Raw genomic sequence first — 19,446 nt, 5'->3', positions numbered from 1 at the left:
CGGCCGTCGGCGCCGCTACTCGGCCAGACGCAACGCCGTCCAGGTCTCCGCCCGCGCCGCGAACGACGACAGGTCGCGCCCGAGCACCCGTTCGGCCTGCGCGATGCGCGCGCGCACGGTGTGGCGATGGATGCCGAGAGCCTGAGCGGTCGCCTCGTGCGAGCAGTCGTGGGTGAGCCAGGCGTCGACGGTCTCGAGCAGTGCGGAGCCCTGCGCCTCGTCGTGCGCACGCAGGGGCGTCAGCACCCCCGCGGCGACGCTCCGGGCGGCTTCGGAGCCGAGCGCGGCGAGAAGTCCCGCCCGCGCCGTGTCGGCGAAGTCGGCGACCCCGGGCGTCGAGAGCCGCTCGCGCGCGGTCCGCGCCTGCGCGAGAGCGCTCGAGAACGCCTCGTACCCGGTCGGGGCGGAGCATCCGACGACGATCTCGAAGCGGTCCGCGATCTCGTCGAGCAGTCCTCGAGCCGCGGCGGGCACGACCACGACGAACCCGTCGTCGCCCCGGCCGAAGAACAGCTCCCCCCGACGTTCCGACGCACGCATCTCGAGCCACTCGGCGAGCGCACCGGAGCGCGCGGCCGTGGCGGGGGTGAGCGCCACCACCACGGGAGCCGCGGGAAGGGGGCCGAACAGATCCCGCGACGCGCGGCGGGCGAGAGCGGGGTCGTCGGTGCACAGCGACTGCACGAGTCCCGCGCGGAAGGTGCCGATCGCGCGTCCCAGCCCATCCTGCTGCTCGAGGACGAGGGCGGCCATCGCCACCACGGCCGTCACCACGCTGCGGGCCTCGTGGTCGAGGTCGTCGGCGGCGATCGCGAGAGCGCCGCGCAGATGCCCGCCCCGGCCGAGGGTCTGCAGGCTCACCGCGGTCCCGTCGATCCGCAGGGTCGACGCGGCGCGCGTGCCGCGGTGCAGCATCGTCGTCACCTCCGCCGTCACGGCGTCGAGCGCCGCAGGGGCGAGGGCGTCGACGGGGTACTCGGTGCGCACGGCCCCGGCCGCGTCGAAGAGGCCGACCCAGCAGTCGAGCTGTCGCGAGAGCTCGGCGAGGGTGGCGGCCAGACCGTCGGGGCGCAGCGCCGCCAGCGAGACGGCCCGCTGGGCGGCGAGCGACCAGCTGCGGCGGGCGTAGGCGTCGGCGGCGATCGCCTCGGCTCCGGCGCGGGCCACGGCGATGAACGGCGTGCGGTAGGGCACCTCGAACAGGGGCATCCCCGCGGCCAGGCACGCGGCGGTCAGCCCCGCGGGGATGCCGTCGCGCACGACCTCGGTGCCGAATCCCAGCGCCCGCACCCCGCGGGCGAGCAGCCGCCCGACGTAGGCCTCGTAGTCGGCGGGGGTCGCGTCGGCGAACTGGGTGCCGGTGGTCAGCAGCACCAGCCCCTCGCTGAGGAACGGAGTGGGATCGGCGAGGTCGCTGGAGTGCACCCATCGCACGGGGCGGTCCACGCTGCCGGCGGGAAGGGCGGCCTCCTCGACGATCAGGCCCAGGCCGAGGTCGGCTCGAGCCAAGAGGGCGCGCAGGCTCGGTGGGGCGACGGCGGTGTCGACCATGAGTCCTCCTGTACAAGACGTATACGACAGTGCCTGCGACTGTACAGGGGGGAGAGTGCGGGCCGAGACGCCGCGTCCGTAGCATCGCCGCCATGAGCCTCGACACCCTCCCCACCGTCGGCGGTCCGTCCCTCGTCCAGGAGCGCCGCCTCGTCACCGCCATCCCCGGCCCCCGCTCGCAGGAGCTCCTCGACCGCAAGGCCGCGGCCGTGGCATCCGGTGTCGGCCACACCGTCCCCATCCACGCGGTCGCCGCGGGCGGCGGAGTCGTCGTCGACGCCGACGGCAACTCGCTGATCGACCTCGGTGCGGGCATCGCGGTCACCAGCGTCGGCAACGCCCACCCCGCCGTCGTCAAGGCCGTCCAGGATCAGGTCGTCGCCTTCACCCACACGTGCTTCATGGTGTCGCCGTACGACTCGTACGTCGCCGTCGCCGAGGCGCTCAACCGTCTCACCCCCGGCGACCACGAGAAGAAGAGCGCGCTGTTCAACTCCGGCGCCGAGGCCGTCGAGAATGCGGTCAAGATCGCGCGCAAGCACACCGGCCGCCAGGCCGTCGTCGCCTTCGACCACGCGTACCACGGCCGCACCAACCTCACGATGGCGCTCACGGCCAAGAACATGCCGTACAAGAGCGGCTTCGGCCCCTTCGCCGCCGAGGTCTACCGCGCGCCCCTGTCGTACCCCTTCCGCGACGGATTGACGGGCCCCGAGGCCGCGGCCAAGGCCATCTCGCTCATCGAGAAGCAGGTCGGCGCCGAGAATCTCGCCGCCGTCATCATCGAGCCCATCCAGGGCGAGGGCGGCTTCATCGTCCCCGCCGACGGATTCCTCAACGCGATCGTCGACTGGTGCCGCGACAACGGCGTCGTCTTCATCGCCGACGAGGTGCAGTCGGGCTTCGCCCGCACCGGCGCGATGTTCGCGAGCGAGCTGTTCGGCATCGTCCCCGACCTCGTCACCACCGCCAAGGGCATCGCCGGCGGACTGCCGCTGGCGGCCGTCACCGGTCGCGCCGAGATCATGGATGCCACCCACACGGGCGGTCTCGGAGGCACCTACGGCGGCAACCCGATCGCCTGCGCCGCGGCCCTGGCCTCCATCGACGCCTTCGAGAACGAGGGGTTCCTCGAGCGCGCGCAGCAGATCGGCGAGCTGCTCACGCGCCGCCTGCACGAGCTGCAGGCGAACGACCCGCGCGTCGGCGACGTGCGCGGCCACGGCGCGATGATCGCGGCCGAGTTCGTCGACCCCACCACCGGAGCCCCCGACGCAGCCCTCACCTCGGCCGTGGCGAAGGCCGCGATCGCCGAGGGAGTGATCGTGCTCACGTGCGGTACCTACGGCAACGTCATCCGGTTCCTGCCGCCGCTGTCGATCGGCGACGAGCTGCTGAACGAAGGCCTCGACGTCGTCGCGGCCGCCCTGTCGCGCAACTGACACTCGTCCCGGCGGTGGCGGAGGAGCATGCGCACACCCGCCGCCGTCGGGACCACCCACGACATTCCCGAGCGAACGACAAGTAAGGAAGCTTCCATGGACGAGATCACCCGAGACGTCGTCGTCATCGGAGCCGGCGCCGCCGGTCTCACCGCCGCCAACGACCTGCGCAAGGCCGGCCTCTCGGTCGCCGTCCTCGAGGCGCGCGACCGCGTGGGCGGGCGCCTGTGGACCGACGTGGTCGAGGGCGCGATGCTCGAGCTCGGCGGTCAGTGGGTCTCGCCCGACCAGCAGGCGCTCATCGACACCGTCGAGGAGCTCGGACTCACGACCTACAGCCGCTACCGCGAGGGCGACAGCGTGTACGTCGGAGCCGACGGCGAAGCGAAGCGCTTCACCGGCGAGATGTTCCCGGTGGCCCCCGAGACCGAGAAGATCATCGACGAGATCACCGCGCGCCTGGACGCCATGGTCGCCGAGATCGACCCCGACCGTCCGTGGGAGCACCCGAACGCCGCCGAGTGGGACACGGTCTCGTGGGACGCCTGGCTGCGTCAGCAGACCGACGACGACGAGGCCGTCCGCAACCTCGCCTTCGCCACCGGCTCGGCGATGCTCACCAAGCCGACCCACACCTTCTCGCTGCTGCAGTCGCTGCTCATGGCGGCATCGGCGGGCTCGTACTCGAACCTCGTCGACGCCGACTTCATCCTCGACAAGCGCGTCGCCGGTGGCCTGCAGGCGGTGCCCGAACTGCTCGCCGAGCGTCTCGGCGACGACGTCTTCCTCAAACAGCCGGTGCGCCGCATCATCTGGGGTGCCGATTCGGCCGCGCCTGACCGCGCTGCGGACTCGGCGACGGGGCAGCGGGTCGACGAGCTGCGCGCTCTGACCGCTCGCGTCGAGGCCGCGAAAGCCTCCGCCGCGGGAGTCACCGTCATCACCGATGGCCTGACCGTGCGCGCCCGCTTCGCCATCCTGGCGCTCGCGCCCGTGCTCTACCCCCGCATCTCGTTCGAGCCGCCCCTGCCCCGGCTCCAGCACCAGATGCACCAGCACATCTCGATGGGCTTCGTCATCAAGGTGCACGCCGTCTACGAGACGCCGTTCTGGCGCGCGCAGGGTCAGTCGGGCACCGCGTTCAGCCCCTACGAGCTGGTGCACGAGGCCTACGACAACACCAACCACGGTGACGAGCGCGGCACGCTGGTGGGCTTCGTGTCCGACCAGAACGCCGACGACCTGTTCCGTCTGAGCGCCGAGGAGCGCAAGGAGCGCATCCTCGAGTCGCTCTCGCACTATTACGGGCCCGAGGCGAAGAACACGGTCGTCTACTACGAGAGCGACTGGGGCACCGAGGAGTGGACGCGCGGCGCCTACGCCGCGAGCTTCGACCTCGGCGGTCTCCACCGCTACGGCGCCGACCTGCGGGAGCCCGTCGGCGCGATCCACGTCGCGTGCAGCGACATGGCCGGCGCGGGCTACCAGCACGTCGACGGCGCGATCCGCCAGGGTCACCGCGCGGCGCAGGAGATCCTCGAGCGGACGCGCGGATGAGTTCCGCGATCGTCGTCGGCTACACCGCCACCGAGGCGGGTGCCGACGCCCTCGCCCTCGCGGCGCGGCTCGGGAACGCCCTCGACGCGCCCGTCCACGCGGTGATCGTGCTGCCCGCGGCCGAGAACAACGTCTCGATCCCCGCCGACGCCGGTTACGACCGGCTCGTCGCCGACACGGCACGCGGCTGGCTGCGCGACGGTCTCGCGCGGGTCGGGGGATCCGGCATCCGGGGCCACGTGCGTCCCGCGCACGGGGTGGCAGCCGGACTCGTCGCCGCCGCCGAGGAGTTCGACGCGGGCCTCATCGTCGTCGGCACCGGAGGTGGGGGACCACGCGGTCGGCACCGCCTCGGCACCACCGCCGAAGAGCTCGTGCACGCCGCTCCCGTCCCGGTGGCCCTGGCCCCCGAGGGCGCGCGCGACATCGCCGTCGACGCGGGTCTTCCGCGCATCACCGCGGCGATCGGCACGCGGCCGGGTGCCGACGTGCTGCTCGAGTCCTCGGCATCCCTGTCGGCCCGCGCGCAGACACCGCTCCGGCTGCTCTCGCTCGCGGGCGTCGACCTCCCCGCCCGCGTCGACGCCGGGCTGACCCGTCTGACCGGACAGGCCCACGCCGAGGAGGTGCTCGAGACCGTTCGCGCCGCGCTCCCGCCCGAGATCGAGGCCCACGCGGTGGTGGGCGCCGGCTCCGACATCGAAGACGCCGTCGGGCGCATCGAGTGGATGCCGGGCGAGATCGCCCTGGTCGGTTCCAGCCGGCTCGCCCAGCCCCGGCGCCTGTTCCTCGGCTCCACCGCAGGACGCATCCTGCGGGCCCTTCCCGTTCCCATGATCGTGGTGCCCCGCACCTCGGAGGCCTCATGACCACCTCTCGCAACGGCGCGAGCCCTGCACCCGACAGCCCCGTCACCACCGGCATCTCCAACAAGGGCCTGCGCGTCGGCTCGATCGGGATGATCGGCGCCGTCGTCATCGGCATCTCCACCATCGCCCCGGCATACACGCTCACCGGGGCACTCGGTCCGACGGTCTCGGCGGTCGGGTTCCAGGTTCCCGCGATCATTCTCGTCGGCTTCATCCCGATGCTGCTGGTGGCCCTCGGCTACCGCGAACTGAACTCCCGGATGCCGGATGCCGGCACCTCGTTCACCTGGGCGGCGCGGGCCTTCGGCCCCTGGGTGGGCTGGATGGCCGGGTGGGGTCTCGTGGCCGCCACCGTCATCGTGCTCTCCAACCTCGCCGGCATCGCGGTGGACTTCCTCTTCCTGCTGATCGCCCAGCTCAGCGGCAACGCCGAGATCGCGGAGCTCACCCGCGTCGTCCCGATCAACATCGCGGTGTGCCTGGTGTTCATGTTCCTGGCCACGGTGGTGTCGTACCGCGACCTGCAGACCACCCAGCGCCTGCAGTACGGCCTCGTCGGCTTCCAGATCCTCGTGCTGCTCGTCTTCGCGGGTGCGGCGGTCGTGGAGACGATGAACGGCAACGCCGTCGACCCCAGCCCCGTGCAGCTGTCGTGGTTCAACCCCTTCGAGGTTCCCTCGTTCAGCGCCTTCGCTGCCGGTCTGTCGCTGTCGATCTTCATCTTCTGGGGATGGGACGTCATCCTCACCATGAACGAAGAGACGAAGGACCCCGACCGGACCCCGGGCCGCGCCGCCACCGTCACGGTCTTCCTCATCGTGGCGCTGTACCTGGTCATCGCCGTCGCCCTGCTGATGTTCGCGGGAAACGGCACGGGGGAGTTGGGCCTGGGCAACCCCGACATCCAGGAGAACGTCTTCTTCCACCTGTCGGGACCCATCCTCGGGCCCCTCGCGTTCCTCGTGTCCCTCGCGGTCCTCACCAGCTCGGCATCCTCGCTCCAGGCCACCTTCGTGGGGCCCGCGCGGACCCTGCTGGCCATGGCGCACTACGACGCCCTGCCGAAGAAGTTCGCGAAGGTGAGCCCGCGGTTCTTCACCCCGGGCTACGCCACGATCGTCTCGGCGGTCGTCGCCTCGGCGTTCTACGCGATCATGCGCGTGCTCAGCGAGAACGTGCTGACCGACACCATCACGGCCCTCGGCGCGATGATCTGCTTCTATTACGGGCTCACCGCCTTCGCGTGCGTCTGGTACTTCCGCAAGCAGTGGTTCGACTCGGTGCGCAACGTCCTGCTGACGCTGCTGGCCCCGCTCGTCGGCGGGGGAATCCTCGCGGTGCTGTTCGTCACCACCCTCATCGACAGTGCGAGCCCCGACTACGGCTCGGGCTCGCAGATCGCCGGCGTCGGACTGGTCTTCGTCATCACCGTCGTGATCATCGTGGTCGGCGTGGTTCTGATGATCGCCCAGCGCATCGCCAGCCCCGCCTTCTTCCGCGGTGAGACCCTGGGACGCGAGGCGCCCGCCAGCGCCCGCCGTCGCCGCACGTCCTGACAACGAAACGAAAAGGAGCACCATGAGCGACTACGCCGTCGTCAATCCCGCCACCGGTGAGACCCTCGCCGAGTACGACACGCTGTCCGACGAAGGAGTGCAGAGCGCGATCGCCTCCGCTCACGACGGTTACCGCGCGTGGTCGCGCACGGCCCCGGCCGAGCGCGCCGAGGCCCTCCGCCGGGCGGCGCAGCTGCACCGCGACCGCCGCGACGACCTCGCCGCGATCATCGTGCGCGAAATGGGCAAGCCCCTCGAGGCGGCGCTCGGCGAGGTCGACTTCGCGGCCGACATCACCGAGTACTACGCCGACAACATCGACAAGATCACCGGCGACACCCCCATCGACATCCTCGGCGAGGGCTCCGCGGTCATCCGGCGCTCCGGTCTCGGCGTGCTGCTCGGCATCATGCCGTGGAACTTCCCGTACTACCAGGTCGCCCGTTTCGCCGCCCCGAACCTCGCGGTCGGGAACACCATCCTGCTCAAGCACGCTCCCCAGTGCCCCGAGTCGGCCGAAGCCCTGCAGTCGATCTACAGCGACGCGGGCTTCCCCGAGGGCGCCTACGTCAACATTCGCGCGACCAACGACCAGGCGGCGACGATCATCGCCGACCGTCGCGTGCAGGGAGTGTCGGTGACGGGCTCCGAGCGCGCGGGCTCGGCCGTGGCCGAGCTGGCCGGCCGCCACCTCAAGAAGGTCGCGCTGGAGCTCGGTGGCTCCGACCCGTTCATCCTGCTCTCCACCGACGACCTCGACGCCGCCGTGCAGGCCGCGGTCGACGCGCGCCTCGACAACAACGGGCAGTCGTGCAACGGAGCGAAGCGGTTCCTCGTCGTCGACGACCTGTACGACGCGTTCGTCGAGAAGTTCTCGGCCGCGCTCGGCGAGGCCAAGGTCGGCGACCCGTTCGCCGACGACACCGTGCTCGGTCCGCTGTCGTCGCTGGCCGCGGCGGAACGCCTCGACGAGCAGGTGCAGCGAGCGATCGCCCAGGGCGCGACCGTCGAGGTCGGCGGCACCCGCGACGGTGCCTTCTACCCGGGCACCGTCCTCACCGGTGTGACGCCCGAGATGGACGCCTACGGCGAGGAGTTCTTCGGACCCGTCGGCACCGTCTACCGGGTCTCGGGCGAAGACGAGGCCGTGGCGATCGCCAACGACACCGGATACGGCCTGGGCTCGTACGTGTTCACCACGGATGCCGAGCAGGCCCAGCGCATCGCCGATCAGATCGAGGCCGGAATGGTCTACGTCAACGTCGTGCTCGCCGACTCGCCGGAGCTGCCGTTCGGCGGCGTGAAGCGCAGCGGCACCTCTCGCGAGATGGGCCTTCTCGCGGCCGACGAGTTCGTGAACAAGAAGCTCATCCGCACGGCCTGACCGATGTCGCGTCCCCCGGCCCGGTTCGCCTCGTCGGGGGACATGACATAGACTGGGGAGTGCAGTCGAAATCTGCATTCTTTCGCCGTGCCCCCGGGCACTCGGCATCCTCCCCGAGAGATTCCAGGCGTTCGCATGTCGGTTTCGAATCCTGGATCCCTCGGGATCTTAGGGCGGTAGCTCAATTGGCAGAGCAGCGGTCTCCAAAACCGCAGGTTGCAGGTTCGATTCCTGTCCGCCCTGCGCACAGCGCACGCTGGCACAGACAGAGACCTAGGTGGTTCGATGACGCAGGACGAGACGAAGGGCGAAGTCGTCGCTGATCGCGGCGCGCCCCGCGAGAAGAAGCTCAACTTCTTCGCGCGGATCGCTCTCTTCATCCGTCAGGTCTTCGCGGAACTCCGCAAGGTCGTCACCCCGACGCGGCAGGAACTGCTCAAGTTCACCGCCGTCGTCCTCGGGTTCGTCGTCGTCATGATGGCGATCGTCTACGGCCTCGACGTGCTGTTCGTGTGGATCACCACCGCCGTCTTCGGCGTCCCCGGTACCGCCGGCGCCTGACCGGCGTCTGGGCGGACGCGCGGCGCCAAGAGCGGCCGCCTCTGAACGGAAGAGATCACAGTGTCTGAAAGATATGTCGACGACGCCGATTGGGCCACCGCGGCCGAGCAGTCGAGCGAGGATGACGAAGCCCAGGAGGGCAACGTGCTGGCCTCGCAGGAGCACGCCTCCGACTCGGCCGAGCACGCTGCCATCCACATCGTCGACGACGAGACCGACACCGATGACGCCGACCTCGGCGACATCGACATCACCGACCCGGAGGCGGACGCGATCGTGAACGACGCTCTCGAGATCGACGAGACCAGCGAGGCCGAGGCCGCCGCCGAGGTGCTCAACGACGCTCTCGCCGAGGAGCAGGCCGAAGAGGCCGCCGAGGCTGCCGACGAGGTCACCCCCTACGACGGTCCCGACGTCAACGGCGAGCCCGACGCCCCCGTGCTCGACGAGGACTTCGTCGACGAGGTCGCCACCGCCGCCGGTGTGGTCGACGAGGTCGAGGCCTCCGAGTCGCCCGCCGACGCCGCCGAGGCCCCCATCGATCTCGATGACGCCGATGCCGAAGACGACGACGTCGACCCCTACGACGCCTTCCGCGCCGAGCTCCGCTCGCTCCCCGGCAAGTGGTTCGTCATCCACTCCTACGCCGGGTTCGAGCGCAAGGTGAAGGCCAACATCGAGCAGCGCAAGTCGACGCTCGAGGTCGAGGACGACATCTACCAGGTCGAGGTCCCCATGGAGGACGTCGTCGAGATCAAGAACGGCCAGCGCAAGATGGTCACGCGCGTGCGCATCCCCGGCTACGTGCTGGTGCGCATGGACCTCAACGAAGACACCTGGTCGGTCGTGCGTCACACGCCCGGTGTCACCGGCTTCGTGGGCAACGCCCACAACCCGACCCCGCTGCGTTTCGAAGAGGCCTTCAACATGCTGAAGAGCCTCGTCGAGGTCAAGGAAGCCGCTCCCTCGAAGTCGGGTGCCGCCAAGGGTTCGCCCACCACGGCGCGCGTCATCCCCGCCGAGGTCGACTTCGAGACCGGCGAGACCATCACGATCAAGGAAGGCTCGTTCGCGGGCCTACCCGGCACGATCAGCGAGATCAAGCCCGAGAGCGGCAAGCTCACCGTGCTCGTGTCGCTCTTCGAGCGCGAGACCCCGGTCGAGCTGTCGTTCGACCAGGTCACCAAGATGCTCTGACGCCTCCGGCGTCGCACGAACGCCCCGCTCGGCTCCGGCCGGCGGGGCGTTCGTCGTTCCGCGCACCGTCGCACCTCTTGCATAAACGCTGATCGTGCGCGTAAACGCGCTGCCCGACCGTTTATGCGCAGGATCGGCGTTTATGCCCGGCGGAGGATCACCGCGAGCGCGGGTTTCGCCCCACCGACGCCAGGGCAGCGGGGTCGGCGCGGCGCGACGGCGCGAGCCCGGCAGCGACGAGAGCCGCGCGTAGTCCGTCTGCGCCGAGCGCCCCCGCGTAATCCCACCGGGCGACACGCCAACCGGCACGCCGAAAGCTGTCTTCGCGGCGCTTCTCGGCGCGAACGGCCTCGGCGGCCGCGACGGGATCGTCGCCGCCGTACTTGAGCCACCCATCTGACTCGCCGATGACCTTCTGCTCCGGCCAACTGAAGTCCGAGCGATACGCCCGCCCCTCGAGACGATGCGTCATCTGGAGCGTCGGCGCGGGGAATCCGCACCACTCGATGACCGCTCGGCTGAGGGATTCTCCCGCCGACTCCGCGAGCGGGGTGGCCCGAGTCAGCACCCATTCCACGCGCCTCACCCGGAACGTGTTCCGTTGCGCCGCGGCGTGATCGATCAACTCTTCGCGCGAGAGGGAGGAGTCGCGGAGCGCCGCATCCGCGACGGCGAGGCCGAACGCCGGCGGCAGAACGCGCACGAGATCGACGACCAGGTCTTCGACGGTCGTGAGATGGATGCCGCCGACCCGTTGCACGGATCGCGCATCGGCGCTCGTGTGCGCCGTGACATCGCCGTACGCCACCGAGCGTGAACGCCGCGTGTCGAAGATGTGGATGTTGCGAGGGTGGCCGAACGTCGGCAGCCCGAGCAGCGATGCGGCCGACTCGTGCGAGAACACGGCATCGGCGCGAACCAGCGCGAAGGCGTGCACGCGGGCGAGGTAGCGGTCCCAGGGTTCGAGCGCGTTCCACGCGTCCCGGGCGGCGTAGACGCCGGGCCGTACTTTGTAGAGGCTCGCATCACGCGACGGATACGGGGCGGTGCCCAGCAGGCTCGACGCACGGAAGAGGTGCACCGGCGATTCACGCAGCGATCGGGGGATGGCATCCATTCGGCGAGGGTGGCAGGTCGGCCGGCAGGCCGTGTGCGGCCTGTGGACAACTGCCGCCCCTCCCGATGCATAAACGCCGATCCTGCGCGTAAACACGCTGCCTTCGCGTTTATGCGCAGGATGAGCGTTTATGCGGTGCGGTGCGGTGCGGTGCGGTGCGGTGCGGTGCGGTGCGGTGGGGCGGGGCGAGGCGAGGCGGGGCGGGGCGCCGAGCGGACGGCGCAATCGCGCCGGCGGGGCGACCGAAACCGCGGCGAGCGGCGACCCGCGAGACGCGGCTGGAGGGCGACCGCGCGGGCGACCGCGCGGGCGAGGAGAAGACGCAGGATGCCGGCGCCATGGCGTATGATGAGAAGGTTGCTCGTGCGTCAGCACGGCGACGACCGCTGTCCGGAACCGCCGGATGCGCGGGAGAGAGGGAGCCGCGAGGCCCCCGCTCGAGAGAGGAAAAGGATATGGCACCCAAGAAAAAGGTGACCGGCCTGATCAAGCTCCAGATCAAGGCGGGCGCGGCCAACCCCGCGCCGCCCATCGGTCCGGCGCTCGGTCAGCACGGCGTCAACATCATGGAGTTCTGCAAGGCCTACAACGCGGCGACCGAAGCCCAGCGCGGCAACGTCATCCCCGTTGAGATCACGGTCTACGAGGACCGCAGCTTCACGTTCGTCCTGAAGACCCCGCCCGCGGCGGAGCTCATCAAGAAGGCGGCCGGCCTGGCCAAGGGCTCGTCGACGCCTCACACGGTCAAGGTGGGCAAGCTCACCAAGGACCAGGTTCGCGAGATCGCCACCACGAAGCAGCCCGACCTGAACGCGAACGACATCGAGGCCGCCTCGAAGATCATCGCCGGCACCGCCCGTTCCATGGGCATCACGGTCGAGGACTGAGGGAGATAACAATGGCTACCAAGTCCAAGGCATTCCGCGCCGCTGCTGAGAAGATCGCGGCCGACACGTTCTACACCCCGACCGAGGCCGTCGCCCTCGCGAAGGAGACCGGCTCGAAGAAGTTCGACTCGACCGTCGAGGTCGCGCTGAAGCTCTCGGTCGACCCCCGTAAGGCAGACCAGATGGTCCGCGGCACGGTCATCCTGCCCCACGGCACGGGTAAGACCGCGCGCGTCATCGTCTTCGCCAACGGCCCCGCGGCCGAAGCGGCTCTCGCCGCCGGTGCCGACGAGGTCGGTGGCACCGAGCTCATCGAGAAGGTCGCCGCCGGCTACACGTCGTTCGACGCGGCCGTCGCCACGCCCGAGCTCATGGGCCAGGTCGGACGCCTCGGAAAGGTCCTCGGACCCCGCGGCCTCATGCCGAACCCCAAGACCGGCACCGTGACCCCCAACCCGGCCAAGGCCGTCGAGGAGATCAAGGGCGGAAAGATCGAGTTCCGCGTCGACAAGCACGCCAACGTGCACTTCGTCGTCGGCAAGGCGTCGTTCTCGGCCGAGCAGCTCGACGAGAACATCGCCGCCGCGCTCGAGGAGATCGTCCGCCTCAAGCCGTCGAGCTCGAAGGGCCGTTACATCCAGAAGGGTGCGGTGTCGACCACGTTCGGCCCCGGCATCCCGCTGGACGTCAACGTCCTCGCCTGACATCCGTCACCGAAAGCCCCGCTGCGCCTCGTGCCGGCGGGGCTTTCGCGTGCACGGACGTGCAACACGGCGTCATCCGGGAAGAGTCCGGCGGGTGAACGTGTTGTGCTGAGGGGCGCTCACCGCGCCCTCCCCCCATCACTTGTCCCCACATCACCCATGTCAGGAACAGCTATGCCCCGTCGTCGTTTGACCGTCCTCGCCGCCACCCTGGGCCTCAGCGCCCTCGCGCTGACCGCCTGCAGCGGCGGTGCGTCGTCCGAGGCGACGCCCGGAGCGGGAGCCGATCTCGGCCTCATCTCGGACGGCACCCTCACCGTCGCCACTGAGGGCACCTACCGCCCGTTCTCGTTCCACGAGGGCGCGGGCGATCTGACCGGTTTCGACGTCGAGATCGCGAAGGCCGTCGCCGACAAGCTGGGTCTGCAGGTCACCTTCCAAGAGACCCAGTGGGACGCGATCTTCGCGGGCCTGGATGCCGGTCGTTTCGACGTCATCGCCAACCAGGTGTCGATCAACCCCGAGCGCCAGGAGAAGTACACCTTCAGCGCGCCGTACACGGTGTCGCGTGGCGTGATCGTCACGAACGAGGACGACAGCGCGATCTCGAGCTTCGCCGACCTCTCGGGCAAGACCACCGCCCAGTCGCTCACGAGCAACTGGTACGAGCTCGCCACCGACAGCGGCGCGCAGGTCGAGGCCGTCGAGGGTTGGGCGCAGGCCGTCGCGCTGCTGAAGCAGGGTCGCGTCGAGGCCACGATCAACGACCAGCTGACCTACCTCGACTACGAGAAGACCAACAGCCCGACGGGCCTGAAGATCGCCGCCGAGACCGACGACACCTCCGAGAGCGCCTTCGCGTTCAAGAAGGGTCAGGACAAGCTCGCCGAGGCCGTCGACGGCGCCCTCGAGGAGCTGCGCGCCGACGGCACGCTCGCCGAGATCAGCCAGAAGTACTTCGGCGCCGACGTCACCCAGTAACACCCGGCTGTAAACCCCCGCGGATCGTCCGCCTTCCCCCTCTAGCGTGGGAGGCGGACGGTCCGCGTCGGCGTGTGCGAACGCGCGCGCGAGGAGTCGGGCCCCGAGCCCACCGGAGAAAGAATGCCCATGAACGACATCTGGACGCTGATGCTCGACTCGTTCTGGCCCATGCTGCTGGCGGGCCTCACGGGCACCATCCCCCTGTCGCTGGCCTCGTTCGCGATCGGGCTCGCTCTGGCACTCGCGATGGCGTTGCTGCGTCTGTCGCGCAACGTCGTGTTCTCGGGCTTCGCGCGGTTCTACATCTCGGTCATCCGCGGCACGCCGCTGCTGGTGCAGCTGTTCGTGATCTTCTACGGCCTTCCCGCGATCGGTGTCGTCATCGACCCGTTCCCCGCGGCCGTCATCGCCTTCTCGCTGAACGTCGGCGGCTACGCGGCCGAGGTGATCCGCGCCGCGATCCTGTCGGTCCCGCGAGGGCAGTGGGAGGCGGCGCACACCGTCGGCCTCTCGCACCGCAAGACGCTGACCCGCATCATCCTCCCGCAGGCCGCGCGGGTGTCGGTCCCTCCGCTGTCGAACACCTTCATCTCGCTCGTGAAGGACAGCTCACTGGCGTCGCTCATCCTCGTGTCGGAGCTGTTCCGCCAGGCCCAGAACATCGCCGCGTTCTCGTACGAGTTCATGGCGGTGTACCTCGAGGCCGCGCTCATCTACTGGCTGTTCTGCCTGGTGCTGTCGTTCGGGCAGAACGCTCTCGAGAAGAGATTGGACCGCCATGTCGCCCACTGACGCCCCGTTGTTGCAGGTCACGGGCCTCGAGAAGAGCTTCGGCGACAACCGCGTGCTCGACGGCGTCGACCTGTCGGTGCGGCGCGGTGACGTGCTGGTGCTGATCGGTCCCTCGGGGTCGGGCAAGACGACGGTGCTGCGCTGCCTGAACGGTCTCGAGACCCCGGATGCCGGAGTGGTGGCGTTCGACGGCGGTCCGGTCGTCGACTTCTCGGCGCCCAAGGTGTCGAAGGCCGATCGCACGGCTCTGCGCGACCGATCGGCGATGGTGTTCCAGCACCACAACCTCTTTCCGCACCTCACGGTGCTGCAGAACGTCACCGAGGGGCCCATCCAGGCGCACGGCGTGCCGAAGGCCGACGCGATCGCCCGCGCCGAGATGCTCTTGGCCCGTGTCGGCCTCGCCGAGAAGCGCGACGCCTACCCGTCGGAACTCTCGGGCGGCCAGCAGCAGCGCGTCGGCATCGTCCGGGCCCTGGCCCTGCAACCGCAGCTGCTGCTCTTCGACGAGCCGACGAGCGCTCTCGACCCCGAACTCGTCGGCGAGGTGCTGACGGTGCTGCGGGAACTCGCGAACGAGGGCTGGACGATGGTCATCGTCACGCACGAGCTCGGTTTCGCCCGCGAGGTCGCGGACGAGGTCCTGTTCTTCGACGAAGGGGTGATCGTGGAGCGGGGCGCCCCCGCGGATCTGCTCCGCGCGCCGAAGAAGGAGCGCACGCGTCGCTTCCTGAACCGCCTGCTGCACCCCCTCGACGGCCCCGATCCGACCGGGACGTCCGAACTCCCGGAGTAGCGTGGATCCATGCGCCGCCTCGAGAACCTGCTCGGCATCGATTCGCCCGTCGTTCTCGGCCCCTTCGGCGGGCTCTCGTCGATCGCGTTGACGGCGGCGGTCAGCGATGGGGGAGGCCTCGGCTCGTTCGGCCTCTACGGCTACACGCCGGAACGTATCCGCGACACGATCGCCGCCCTTCGGGCTGCCACGCCGCGTCCCGTGGCGGTGAACCTGTGGCTGCCGCGCGGCGACGAGGTGACTCCGACCGACGTCGACATCGCGCCGTTCGTGCGGGCCGCCGAGCCGCTGTTCGCCGCCGCGGGCATCGCCCCGCCCGCCGTTCCCGCCGCGTACCTCACGCCGATCGCCGACCAGCTCGAGGCCGTCTTCGACGCGCGCCCCGATGTGCTGAGCGTCGTGTACGGGGTCCCGGATGCCGAGACCCTCGCCCGCGCGCGAGCTCTCGGCATCCGCGTGATCGGCACCGCCACCTCGGTCGCCGAGGCGGTGGCGCTCGAGGGTGCGGGGGTCCATGCCATCGTCGCGACGGGGGCCGAGGCCGCGGGGCACCGTGTGTCGTTCCTCGCCGACCCGGCGCACTCGCTCGTGGGCACGTTCGCGCTGGTGCCGCAGGTCGTCGACGCGGTGAGTGTCCCCGTCATCGCGGCCGGCGGCGTGGCCGATCGCCGCGGAGTCGCCGCGGCGTTCGCGCTCGGGGCCGACGGCGTGCAGGTCGGCACGGCGTTCCTGCGCACGAGGCAGTCCGCTGCGACCGCGGGGCATCGCGCGGCGATCGCCGCCGCGGCCGACACCGACACGGTGCTCACGCGGGCGATGAGCGGGCGGCTGGCGCGCGGCATCCCGAACCGGGCGATGCGCGAGCTCGAGGCCGGCGGCATGATCGCCCCGTTCCCCGCGCAGAACTGGCTCACCGGTGCATTCCGCGCGGCGGCCACGGCGTCGGGAGACGCCGACCTGGTGTCGCTGTGGGCGGGACAGGCCGCGGGCCTCGCGCGTCTCGACGACGCCGCCGACGTGCTGGCGGAGCTGCGGGCGGGCGTGCCGGTCTAAGCCGTCGCGCGGATCTCGAACCCGCGCGGAGCCGCGCCGCCGCCCTCGTGCACGTCGACCCGGTCGACCCGGGCCGACGGGGGACCCGCCTGGGCCCACGCGAGGACGGCGTCGACCGTCGCGTCGTCACCCTCGACGAGGGCTTCGACCGAGCCGTCGCGGCGGTTGCGCACCCACCCGCGGGCACCGAGCCGCTCGGCCTCGGCCTGGAGCGCATAGCGGAAGCCGACACCCTGCACGCGGCCGTGCACCCTGATCGTCACCGTTCGCATCGGGCCATTCTCGTGCACGCGGTGCCCGTCGGTCCACGCGCGCCGGCTCAGTGCGGCAGCACGAGCGAGACCGCGATGGCGAACATCACGACCGCGATGATCGCGTCGAGGATGCGCCAGGCGCGGGGCGTGTCGAGCCACCGGCCGAGGTACCGCGCCCCGAAGCCGAGGAGCGAGAACCACGCGAGGCTGGCGAGGCACGCGCCGATCGCGAACGCCCACCGCCCGTCGCCGTGCGTGGTCGCGACCGAGCCGAGCAAGAACACCGTGTCGAGGTAGACGTGCGGATTGAGCCAGGTGAGGGCGAGGCAGGTGAGCACGGTCGCGGCGAGCGTCGTGCGTGCGGGACGGGCCTTCACGGCCGTGCGCCCGGTCTCGGCGGGCGAGGCGGATGCCGTAGGGGCGGCGTCGACGCGCAGGGTCTCGCCGCTCGGACGCAGCGCCCGTCGGGCTGCCAGCAGGCCGTATCCGACGAGGAACGCCGCGCCCGCCCACCGCACCACGACGATGAGCCAGGGAACCGCCTGCAGCACGAGGCCGACGCCGGAGACGCCGAGCAGGATCAGCACGGCATCCGATACCGCGCACACCGCGACCACCGCGAGCAGATGTTCGCGCCGGACCCCCTGGCGCAGCACGAAGAGGTTCTGCGCGCCGATGGCGACGATGAGTGAGAAGCCGAGGCCGAGGCCGGCGAGGAGGGGGGTGAGCACGTCTCGACGCTAAGGCGACGTTCTCGAGAAGACCAGCTCAAGATTCTGATGGACCATTAGCATCGCTTCATGTCGATTCCGCTCGATCTCGCCCGCACCCTCGCCGTCGTCGTCGAGGAGGGGACCCTCGATGCCGCGGCACGGCGTCTGCACGTGACCCCCTCCGCGGTGAGTCAGCGCGTGCGGGCCCTCGAAGACCAGCTCGGACGCGTCGTCCTGGTGCGATCCAAGCCGGTGCGCACGACCGAGGCGGGCGACGCCGTCGTGCGCCTCGCACGCCAACTCGCGCTGCTCGAGCACGACGCTCTGGCGGCGATCGGCGCGGAGGGCGGTGTCGTGGCATCCCTTCCCCTGGCGGTGAACGCCGACTCGATGGGCACGTGGTTCCTGCCGCCGCTGGCCCGGGTGGCCGAGCGACGCGCGGTGGTGTTCGACCTGCACCGCGACGACCAGGACTTCACGGTGGGCCTGCTCGAGTCGGGCACGGTCATGGCGGCGGTCACGTCGCGTGAGACCCCGCTCGCCGGGTGTCGGGTACGACCTCTCGGTGTGCTGCGGTACGAGGCGGTGGCGACGGCGGGGTTCTCGCGCCGCTGGTTCCCCGAGGGTGTGGATGCCGGGGCTCTCGCCGCGGCGCCCGTCGTCGACTTCGACCGTCGCGACGACCTGCAGACGCAGTGGCTGGCGCGCCGGGGCGTGGCGGCGGCAGCGCCCCCGCGGCATCGGGTTCCGGCATCGCAGGACTTCGCCACCGCGGTCGAGCTGGGGCTCGGGTGGGGGTTGCTGCCGAGCTTCCAGTCGGCGGCGGGGCTGGCCGACGGATCGCTCGTGCCCCTCGGCGACGACCCCCTCGACGTGCCGCTGTACTGGCAGCAGTGGAACCTCACCTCCGATCTGCTCGACGACGTGGCCGACGAGGTCGTGGCCGAGGGACGGCGCGTGCTGGCGGCGGGGTGAGCTCAGTCGTCGCTGACGTGCAGCACGATCTTGCCGCGGGTGTGCCCGCGTTCGAGCTCCGTGTGCGCGGCGGCGACATCGTCGAGGTCGAAGACCCGGTCGATGAACACGCGGACGGCGCCCGAGTCGAGCAGGCGGCCGATGGTGGCGAGGGCGGCGCCGTCGGGGATGGTCTTGTAGTCGGTCGATCGGATGCCGCGGGCCGAGGCCGCCTCGCGGAAGCCCGGCCAGGCTCCGGTGGGCACCTCGATCAGCAGTCCACCGGGGCGCAGCACCTCGAGTGAGCGCGTGCCGGTATCGTCGGCGACGTTGCCGATGAGGTCGATCACGACATCGACCGGCGAGACGACGTCTTCGAAGCGGGTCGAGGTGTAATCGACCACCTCGGCGGCGCCGAGCTCGCGGAGCCACTCGAGGTTGCGGCCGGAGCCCGTCGCGATGACGTGCGCGCCGAAGTACGCGGCGAACTGCACCGCGAAGTGCCCCACCCCTCCGCTGCCGGCGTGCACGAGGATGCGCTGGCCCTGGTGGGCGAGCGCGGTCTCGACGACCAGGCCCCACGCGGTCAGGGCGGCGACGGGCACGCCCGCGGCCTCGACGTGCGAGAGGGCAGCGGGCTTGCGCGCCAGCGACAGGGTGGGCACGACGACGTACTCGGCGTAGGCCCCCGGGGTGCGGGGGGCGGCGGCCATGCCGTAGACCTCGGTGCCGACGGGGAACGGGTGCGCATCGAACGGCGCGCGCACCACCACCCCGCTGACGTCGAGACCCAGCACGGCGGGCCAGGAGTCGATCGCGCCCGACAGACCGCGTCCGGCACGGGTCTTGGCGTCGATCGGGTTGATGCCGGCGGCCACCACCCGCACCAGCACCTCGCTCAACACGGGGGAGGGGACGGCGACGTCGGCGAGGTGCAGCGCGTCGGCCGGGCCCGGAGCGTCGAACACCGCCGCCCGCATCGTCTCGGGAACCGCCGGTGCGGGTTCGATGGCGGTCTCGGGACGCGTCGATCGGGATCTCATCGGGCGCTCTCTCTCGCGTGCGGTCGCATGCA

19 protein-coding genes and 1 tRNA gene are annotated in these 19,446 nt (G+C 70.7%); 15 read left to right on the top strand and 5 right to left on the bottom strand.

Going from position 1 to position 19,446, the window contains the following annotated elements; all coding sequences use genetic code 11:
• Positions 1-15: 15 nt before the first annotated feature.
• The gene (locus tag ASF96_RS09945) at positions 16-1,551 is read right to left on the bottom strand and encodes a PucR family transcriptional regulator (RefSeq protein ID WP_055938622.1); all 1,536 of its coding nucleotides are present in this window, start codon (positions 1,549-1,551) and stop codon (positions 16-18) included.
• Positions 1,552-1,643: 92 nt separating this feature from the next.
• On the opposite strand from ASF96_RS09945, the gene gabT reads away from it, so the two are divergent.
• The 8 genes from gabT to nusG all read left to right on the top strand — a co-directional run bounded on the left by gabT (position 1,644) and on the right by nusG (position 10,117).
• Positions 1,644-2,993: a 4-aminobutyrate--2-oxoglutarate transaminase gene (gene gabT, locus ASF96_RS09940; protein WP_156458797.1), complete on the top strand. Its 1,350-nt coding sequence runs from the start codon at positions 1,644-1,646 to the stop codon at positions 2,991-2,993.
• A gap of 96 nt (positions 2,994-3,089) precedes the next feature.
• Positions 3,090-4,550, top strand: coding sequence for a flavin monoamine oxidase family protein (locus ASF96_RS09935; protein WP_055938616.1), 1,461 nt, complete (start codon positions 3,090-3,092; stop codon positions 4,548-4,550).
• Positions 4,547-5,419 (top strand): universal stress protein, encoded by an 873-nt coding sequence (locus ASF96_RS09930; protein WP_055938614.1) that lies wholly within the window; start codon positions 4,547-4,549, stop codon positions 5,417-5,419. Before ASF96_RS09935 ends, ASF96_RS09930 begins: the two co-directional genes overlap by 4 nt.
• Positions 5,416-6,975 (top strand): APC family permease, encoded by a 1,560-nt coding sequence (locus ASF96_RS09925; protein WP_055838862.1) that lies wholly within the window; start codon positions 5,416-5,418, stop codon positions 6,973-6,975. Before ASF96_RS09930 ends, ASF96_RS09925 begins: the two co-directional genes overlap by 4 nt.
• Positions 6,976-6,997: 22 nt before the next feature.
• Positions 6,998-8,359 (top strand): NAD-dependent succinate-semialdehyde dehydrogenase, encoded by a 1,362-nt coding sequence (locus ASF96_RS09920; RefSeq protein ID WP_055938613.1) that lies wholly within the window; start codon positions 6,998-7,000, stop codon positions 8,357-8,359.
• 170 nt (positions 8,360-8,529) lie between these two features.
• Positions 8,530-8,602 (top strand) — tRNA-Trp (locus tag ASF96_RS09915).
• A 42-nt stretch (positions 8,603-8,644) separates the two neighbouring features.
• The gene (gene secE, locus ASF96_RS09910; protein WP_055838856.1) at positions 8,645-8,920 is read left to right on the top strand and encodes a preprotein translocase subunit SecE; all 276 of its coding nucleotides are present in this window, start codon (positions 8,645-8,647) and stop codon (positions 8,918-8,920) included.
• A 60-nt stretch (positions 8,921-8,980) separates the two neighbouring features.
• A complete protein-coding gene (gene nusG, locus ASF96_RS09905; RefSeq protein WP_055838853.1) occupies positions 8,981-10,117 on the top strand; it encodes a transcription termination/antitermination protein NusG in 1,137 nt (378 codons plus the stop codon).
• A 157-nt stretch (positions 10,118-10,274) separates the two neighbouring features.
• Here the strand turns inward: nusG and ASF96_RS09900 are convergent, their stop codons facing one another.
• Entirely contained in the window at positions 10,275-11,234 is a 960-nt protein-coding gene (locus tag ASF96_RS09900; RefSeq protein ID WP_055938610.1) for a type IV toxin-antitoxin system AbiEi family antitoxin domain-containing protein, read from the bottom strand.
• Positions 11,235-11,689: 455 nt separating this feature from the next.
• Between ASF96_RS09900 and rplK the strand changes: the two genes are divergently transcribed.
• The 6 genes from rplK (at position 11,690) to ASF96_RS09870 (ending at position 16,450) form a co-directional block, all read left to right on the top strand.
• Entirely contained in the window at positions 11,690-12,121 is a 432-nt protein-coding gene (gene rplK / locus ASF96_RS09895; RefSeq protein ID WP_055838847.1) for a 50S ribosomal protein L11, read from the top strand.
• An 11-nt stretch (positions 12,122-12,132) separates the two neighbouring features.
• Positions 12,133-12,825, top strand: coding sequence for a 50S ribosomal protein L1 (gene rplA, locus ASF96_RS09890; RefSeq protein ID WP_055838843.1), 693 nt, complete (start codon positions 12,133-12,135; stop codon positions 12,823-12,825).
• 174 nt (positions 12,826-12,999) lie between these two features.
• Positions 13,000-13,806 (top strand): amino acid ABC transporter substrate-binding protein, encoded by an 807-nt coding sequence (locus tag ASF96_RS09885; RefSeq protein WP_055938608.1) that lies wholly within the window; start codon positions 13,000-13,002, stop codon positions 13,804-13,806.
• A 129-nt stretch (positions 13,807-13,935) separates the two neighbouring features.
• Positions 13,936-14,601: an amino acid ABC transporter permease gene (locus ASF96_RS09880; RefSeq protein ID WP_055838837.1), complete on the top strand. Its 666-nt coding sequence runs from the start codon at positions 13,936-13,938 to the stop codon at positions 14,599-14,601.
• Positions 14,588-15,397 (top strand): amino acid ABC transporter ATP-binding protein, encoded by an 810-nt coding sequence (locus ASF96_RS09875; protein ID WP_055938606.1) that lies wholly within the window; start codon positions 14,588-14,590, stop codon positions 15,395-15,397. The genes ASF96_RS09880 and ASF96_RS09875 overlap by 14 nt, the downstream gene beginning before the upstream one ends.
• A 9-nt stretch (positions 15,398-15,406) precedes the next feature.
• Positions 15,407-16,450: an NAD(P)H-dependent flavin oxidoreductase gene (locus ASF96_RS09870; protein WP_055938604.1), complete on the top strand. Its 1,044-nt coding sequence runs from the start codon at positions 15,407-15,409 to the stop codon at positions 16,448-16,450.
• Here ASF96_RS09870 and ASF96_RS09865 read toward each other — a convergent pair.
• Complete coding sequence (locus tag ASF96_RS09865) at positions 16,447-16,722, bottom strand: acylphosphatase (protein WP_055838829.1); 276 nt, start codon at positions 16,720-16,722, stop codon at positions 16,447-16,449. The genes ASF96_RS09870 and ASF96_RS09865 overlap by 4 nt on opposite strands.
• A gap of 47 nt (positions 16,723-16,769) precedes the next feature.
• Positions 16,770-17,435: a LysE/ArgO family amino acid transporter gene (locus ASF96_RS09860; protein WP_055938602.1), complete on the bottom strand. Its 666-nt coding sequence runs from the start codon at positions 17,433-17,435 to the stop codon at positions 16,770-16,772.
• Between the two features lie 69 nt (positions 17,436-17,504).
• Between ASF96_RS09860 and ASF96_RS09855 the strand changes: the two genes are divergently transcribed.
• Positions 17,505-18,392 (top strand): LysR family transcriptional regulator ArgP, encoded by an 888-nt coding sequence (locus tag ASF96_RS09855; protein WP_055838823.1) that lies wholly within the window; start codon positions 17,505-17,507, stop codon positions 18,390-18,392.
• 2 nt (positions 18,393-18,394) lie between these two features.
• On the opposite strand, the gene ASF96_RS09850 is transcribed toward ASF96_RS09855, so the two are convergent.
• Positions 18,395-19,414 carry an NADP-dependent oxidoreductase gene (locus ASF96_RS09850; protein ID WP_055938600.1) on the bottom strand — a complete coding sequence of 340 codons (1,020 nt, stop codon included), beginning with the start codon at positions 19,412-19,414 and terminating at the stop codon, positions 18,395-18,397.
• Positions 19,415-19,446: the final 32 nt, after the last annotated feature.

The sequence above is a fragment of the Microbacterium sp. Leaf179 genome (assembly GCF_001423785.1).
Taxonomy (GTDB): Bacteria; Actinomycetota; Actinomycetes; order Actinomycetales; family Microbacteriaceae; genus Microbacterium.
Note: the sequence above shows the minus strand (reverse complement) of the source record. Positions and strands in the feature narration are given on the sequence as shown.

Coding starts and splice junctions, on each gene's coding strand:
- ASF96_RS09945 (WP_055938622.1), bottom strand. CDS start 1,551: ATGGTCGACACCGCCGTCGCCCCACCGAGCCTGCGCGCCCTCTTGGCT.
- gabT (WP_156458797.1), top strand. CDS start 1,644: ATGAGCCTCGACACCCTCCCCACCGTCGGCGGTCCGTCCCTCGTCCAG.
- ASF96_RS09935 (WP_055938616.1), top strand. CDS start 3,090: ATGGACGAGATCACCCGAGACGTCGTCGTCATCGGAGCCGGCGCCGCC.
- ASF96_RS09930 (WP_055938614.1), top strand. CDS start 4,547: ATGAGTTCCGCGATCGTCGTCGGCTACACCGCCACCGAGGCGGGTGCC.
- ASF96_RS09925 (WP_055838862.1), top strand. CDS start 5,416: ATGACCACCTCTCGCAACGGCGCGAGCCCTGCACCCGACAGCCCCGTC.
- ASF96_RS09920 (WP_055938613.1), top strand. CDS start 6,998: ATGAGCGACTACGCCGTCGTCAATCCCGCCACCGGTGAGACCCTCGCC.
- secE (WP_055838856.1), top strand. CDS start 8,645: ATGACGCAGGACGAGACGAAGGGCGAAGTCGTCGCTGATCGCGGCGCG.
- ASF96_RS09900 (WP_055938610.1), bottom strand. CDS start 11,234: ATGGATGCCATCCCCCGATCGCTGCGTGAATCGCCGGTGCACCTCTTC.
- rplK (WP_055838847.1), top strand. CDS start 11,690: ATGGCACCCAAGAAAAAGGTGACCGGCCTGATCAAGCTCCAGATCAAG.
- rplA (WP_055838843.1), top strand. CDS start 12,133: ATGGCTACCAAGTCCAAGGCATTCCGCGCCGCTGCTGAGAAGATCGCG.
- ASF96_RS09885 (WP_055938608.1), top strand. CDS start 13,000: ATGCCCCGTCGTCGTTTGACCGTCCTCGCCGCCACCCTGGGCCTCAGC.
- ASF96_RS09880 (WP_055838837.1), top strand. CDS start 13,936: ATGAACGACATCTGGACGCTGATGCTCGACTCGTTCTGGCCCATGCTG.
- ASF96_RS09875 (WP_055938606.1), top strand. CDS start 14,588: ATGTCGCCCACTGACGCCCCGTTGTTGCAGGTCACGGGCCTCGAGAAG.
- ASF96_RS09870 (WP_055938604.1), top strand. CDS start 15,407: ATGCGCCGCCTCGAGAACCTGCTCGGCATCGATTCGCCCGTCGTTCTC.
- ASF96_RS09865 (WP_055838829.1), bottom strand. CDS start 16,722: ATGCGAACGGTGACGATCAGGGTGCACGGCCGCGTGCAGGGTGTCGGC.
- ASF96_RS09855 (WP_055838823.1), top strand. CDS start 17,505: ATGTCGATTCCGCTCGATCTCGCCCGCACCCTCGCCGTCGTCGTCGAG.
- ASF96_RS09850 (WP_055938600.1), bottom strand. CDS start 19,414: ATGAGATCCCGATCGACGCGTCCCGAGACCGCCATCGAACCCGCACCG.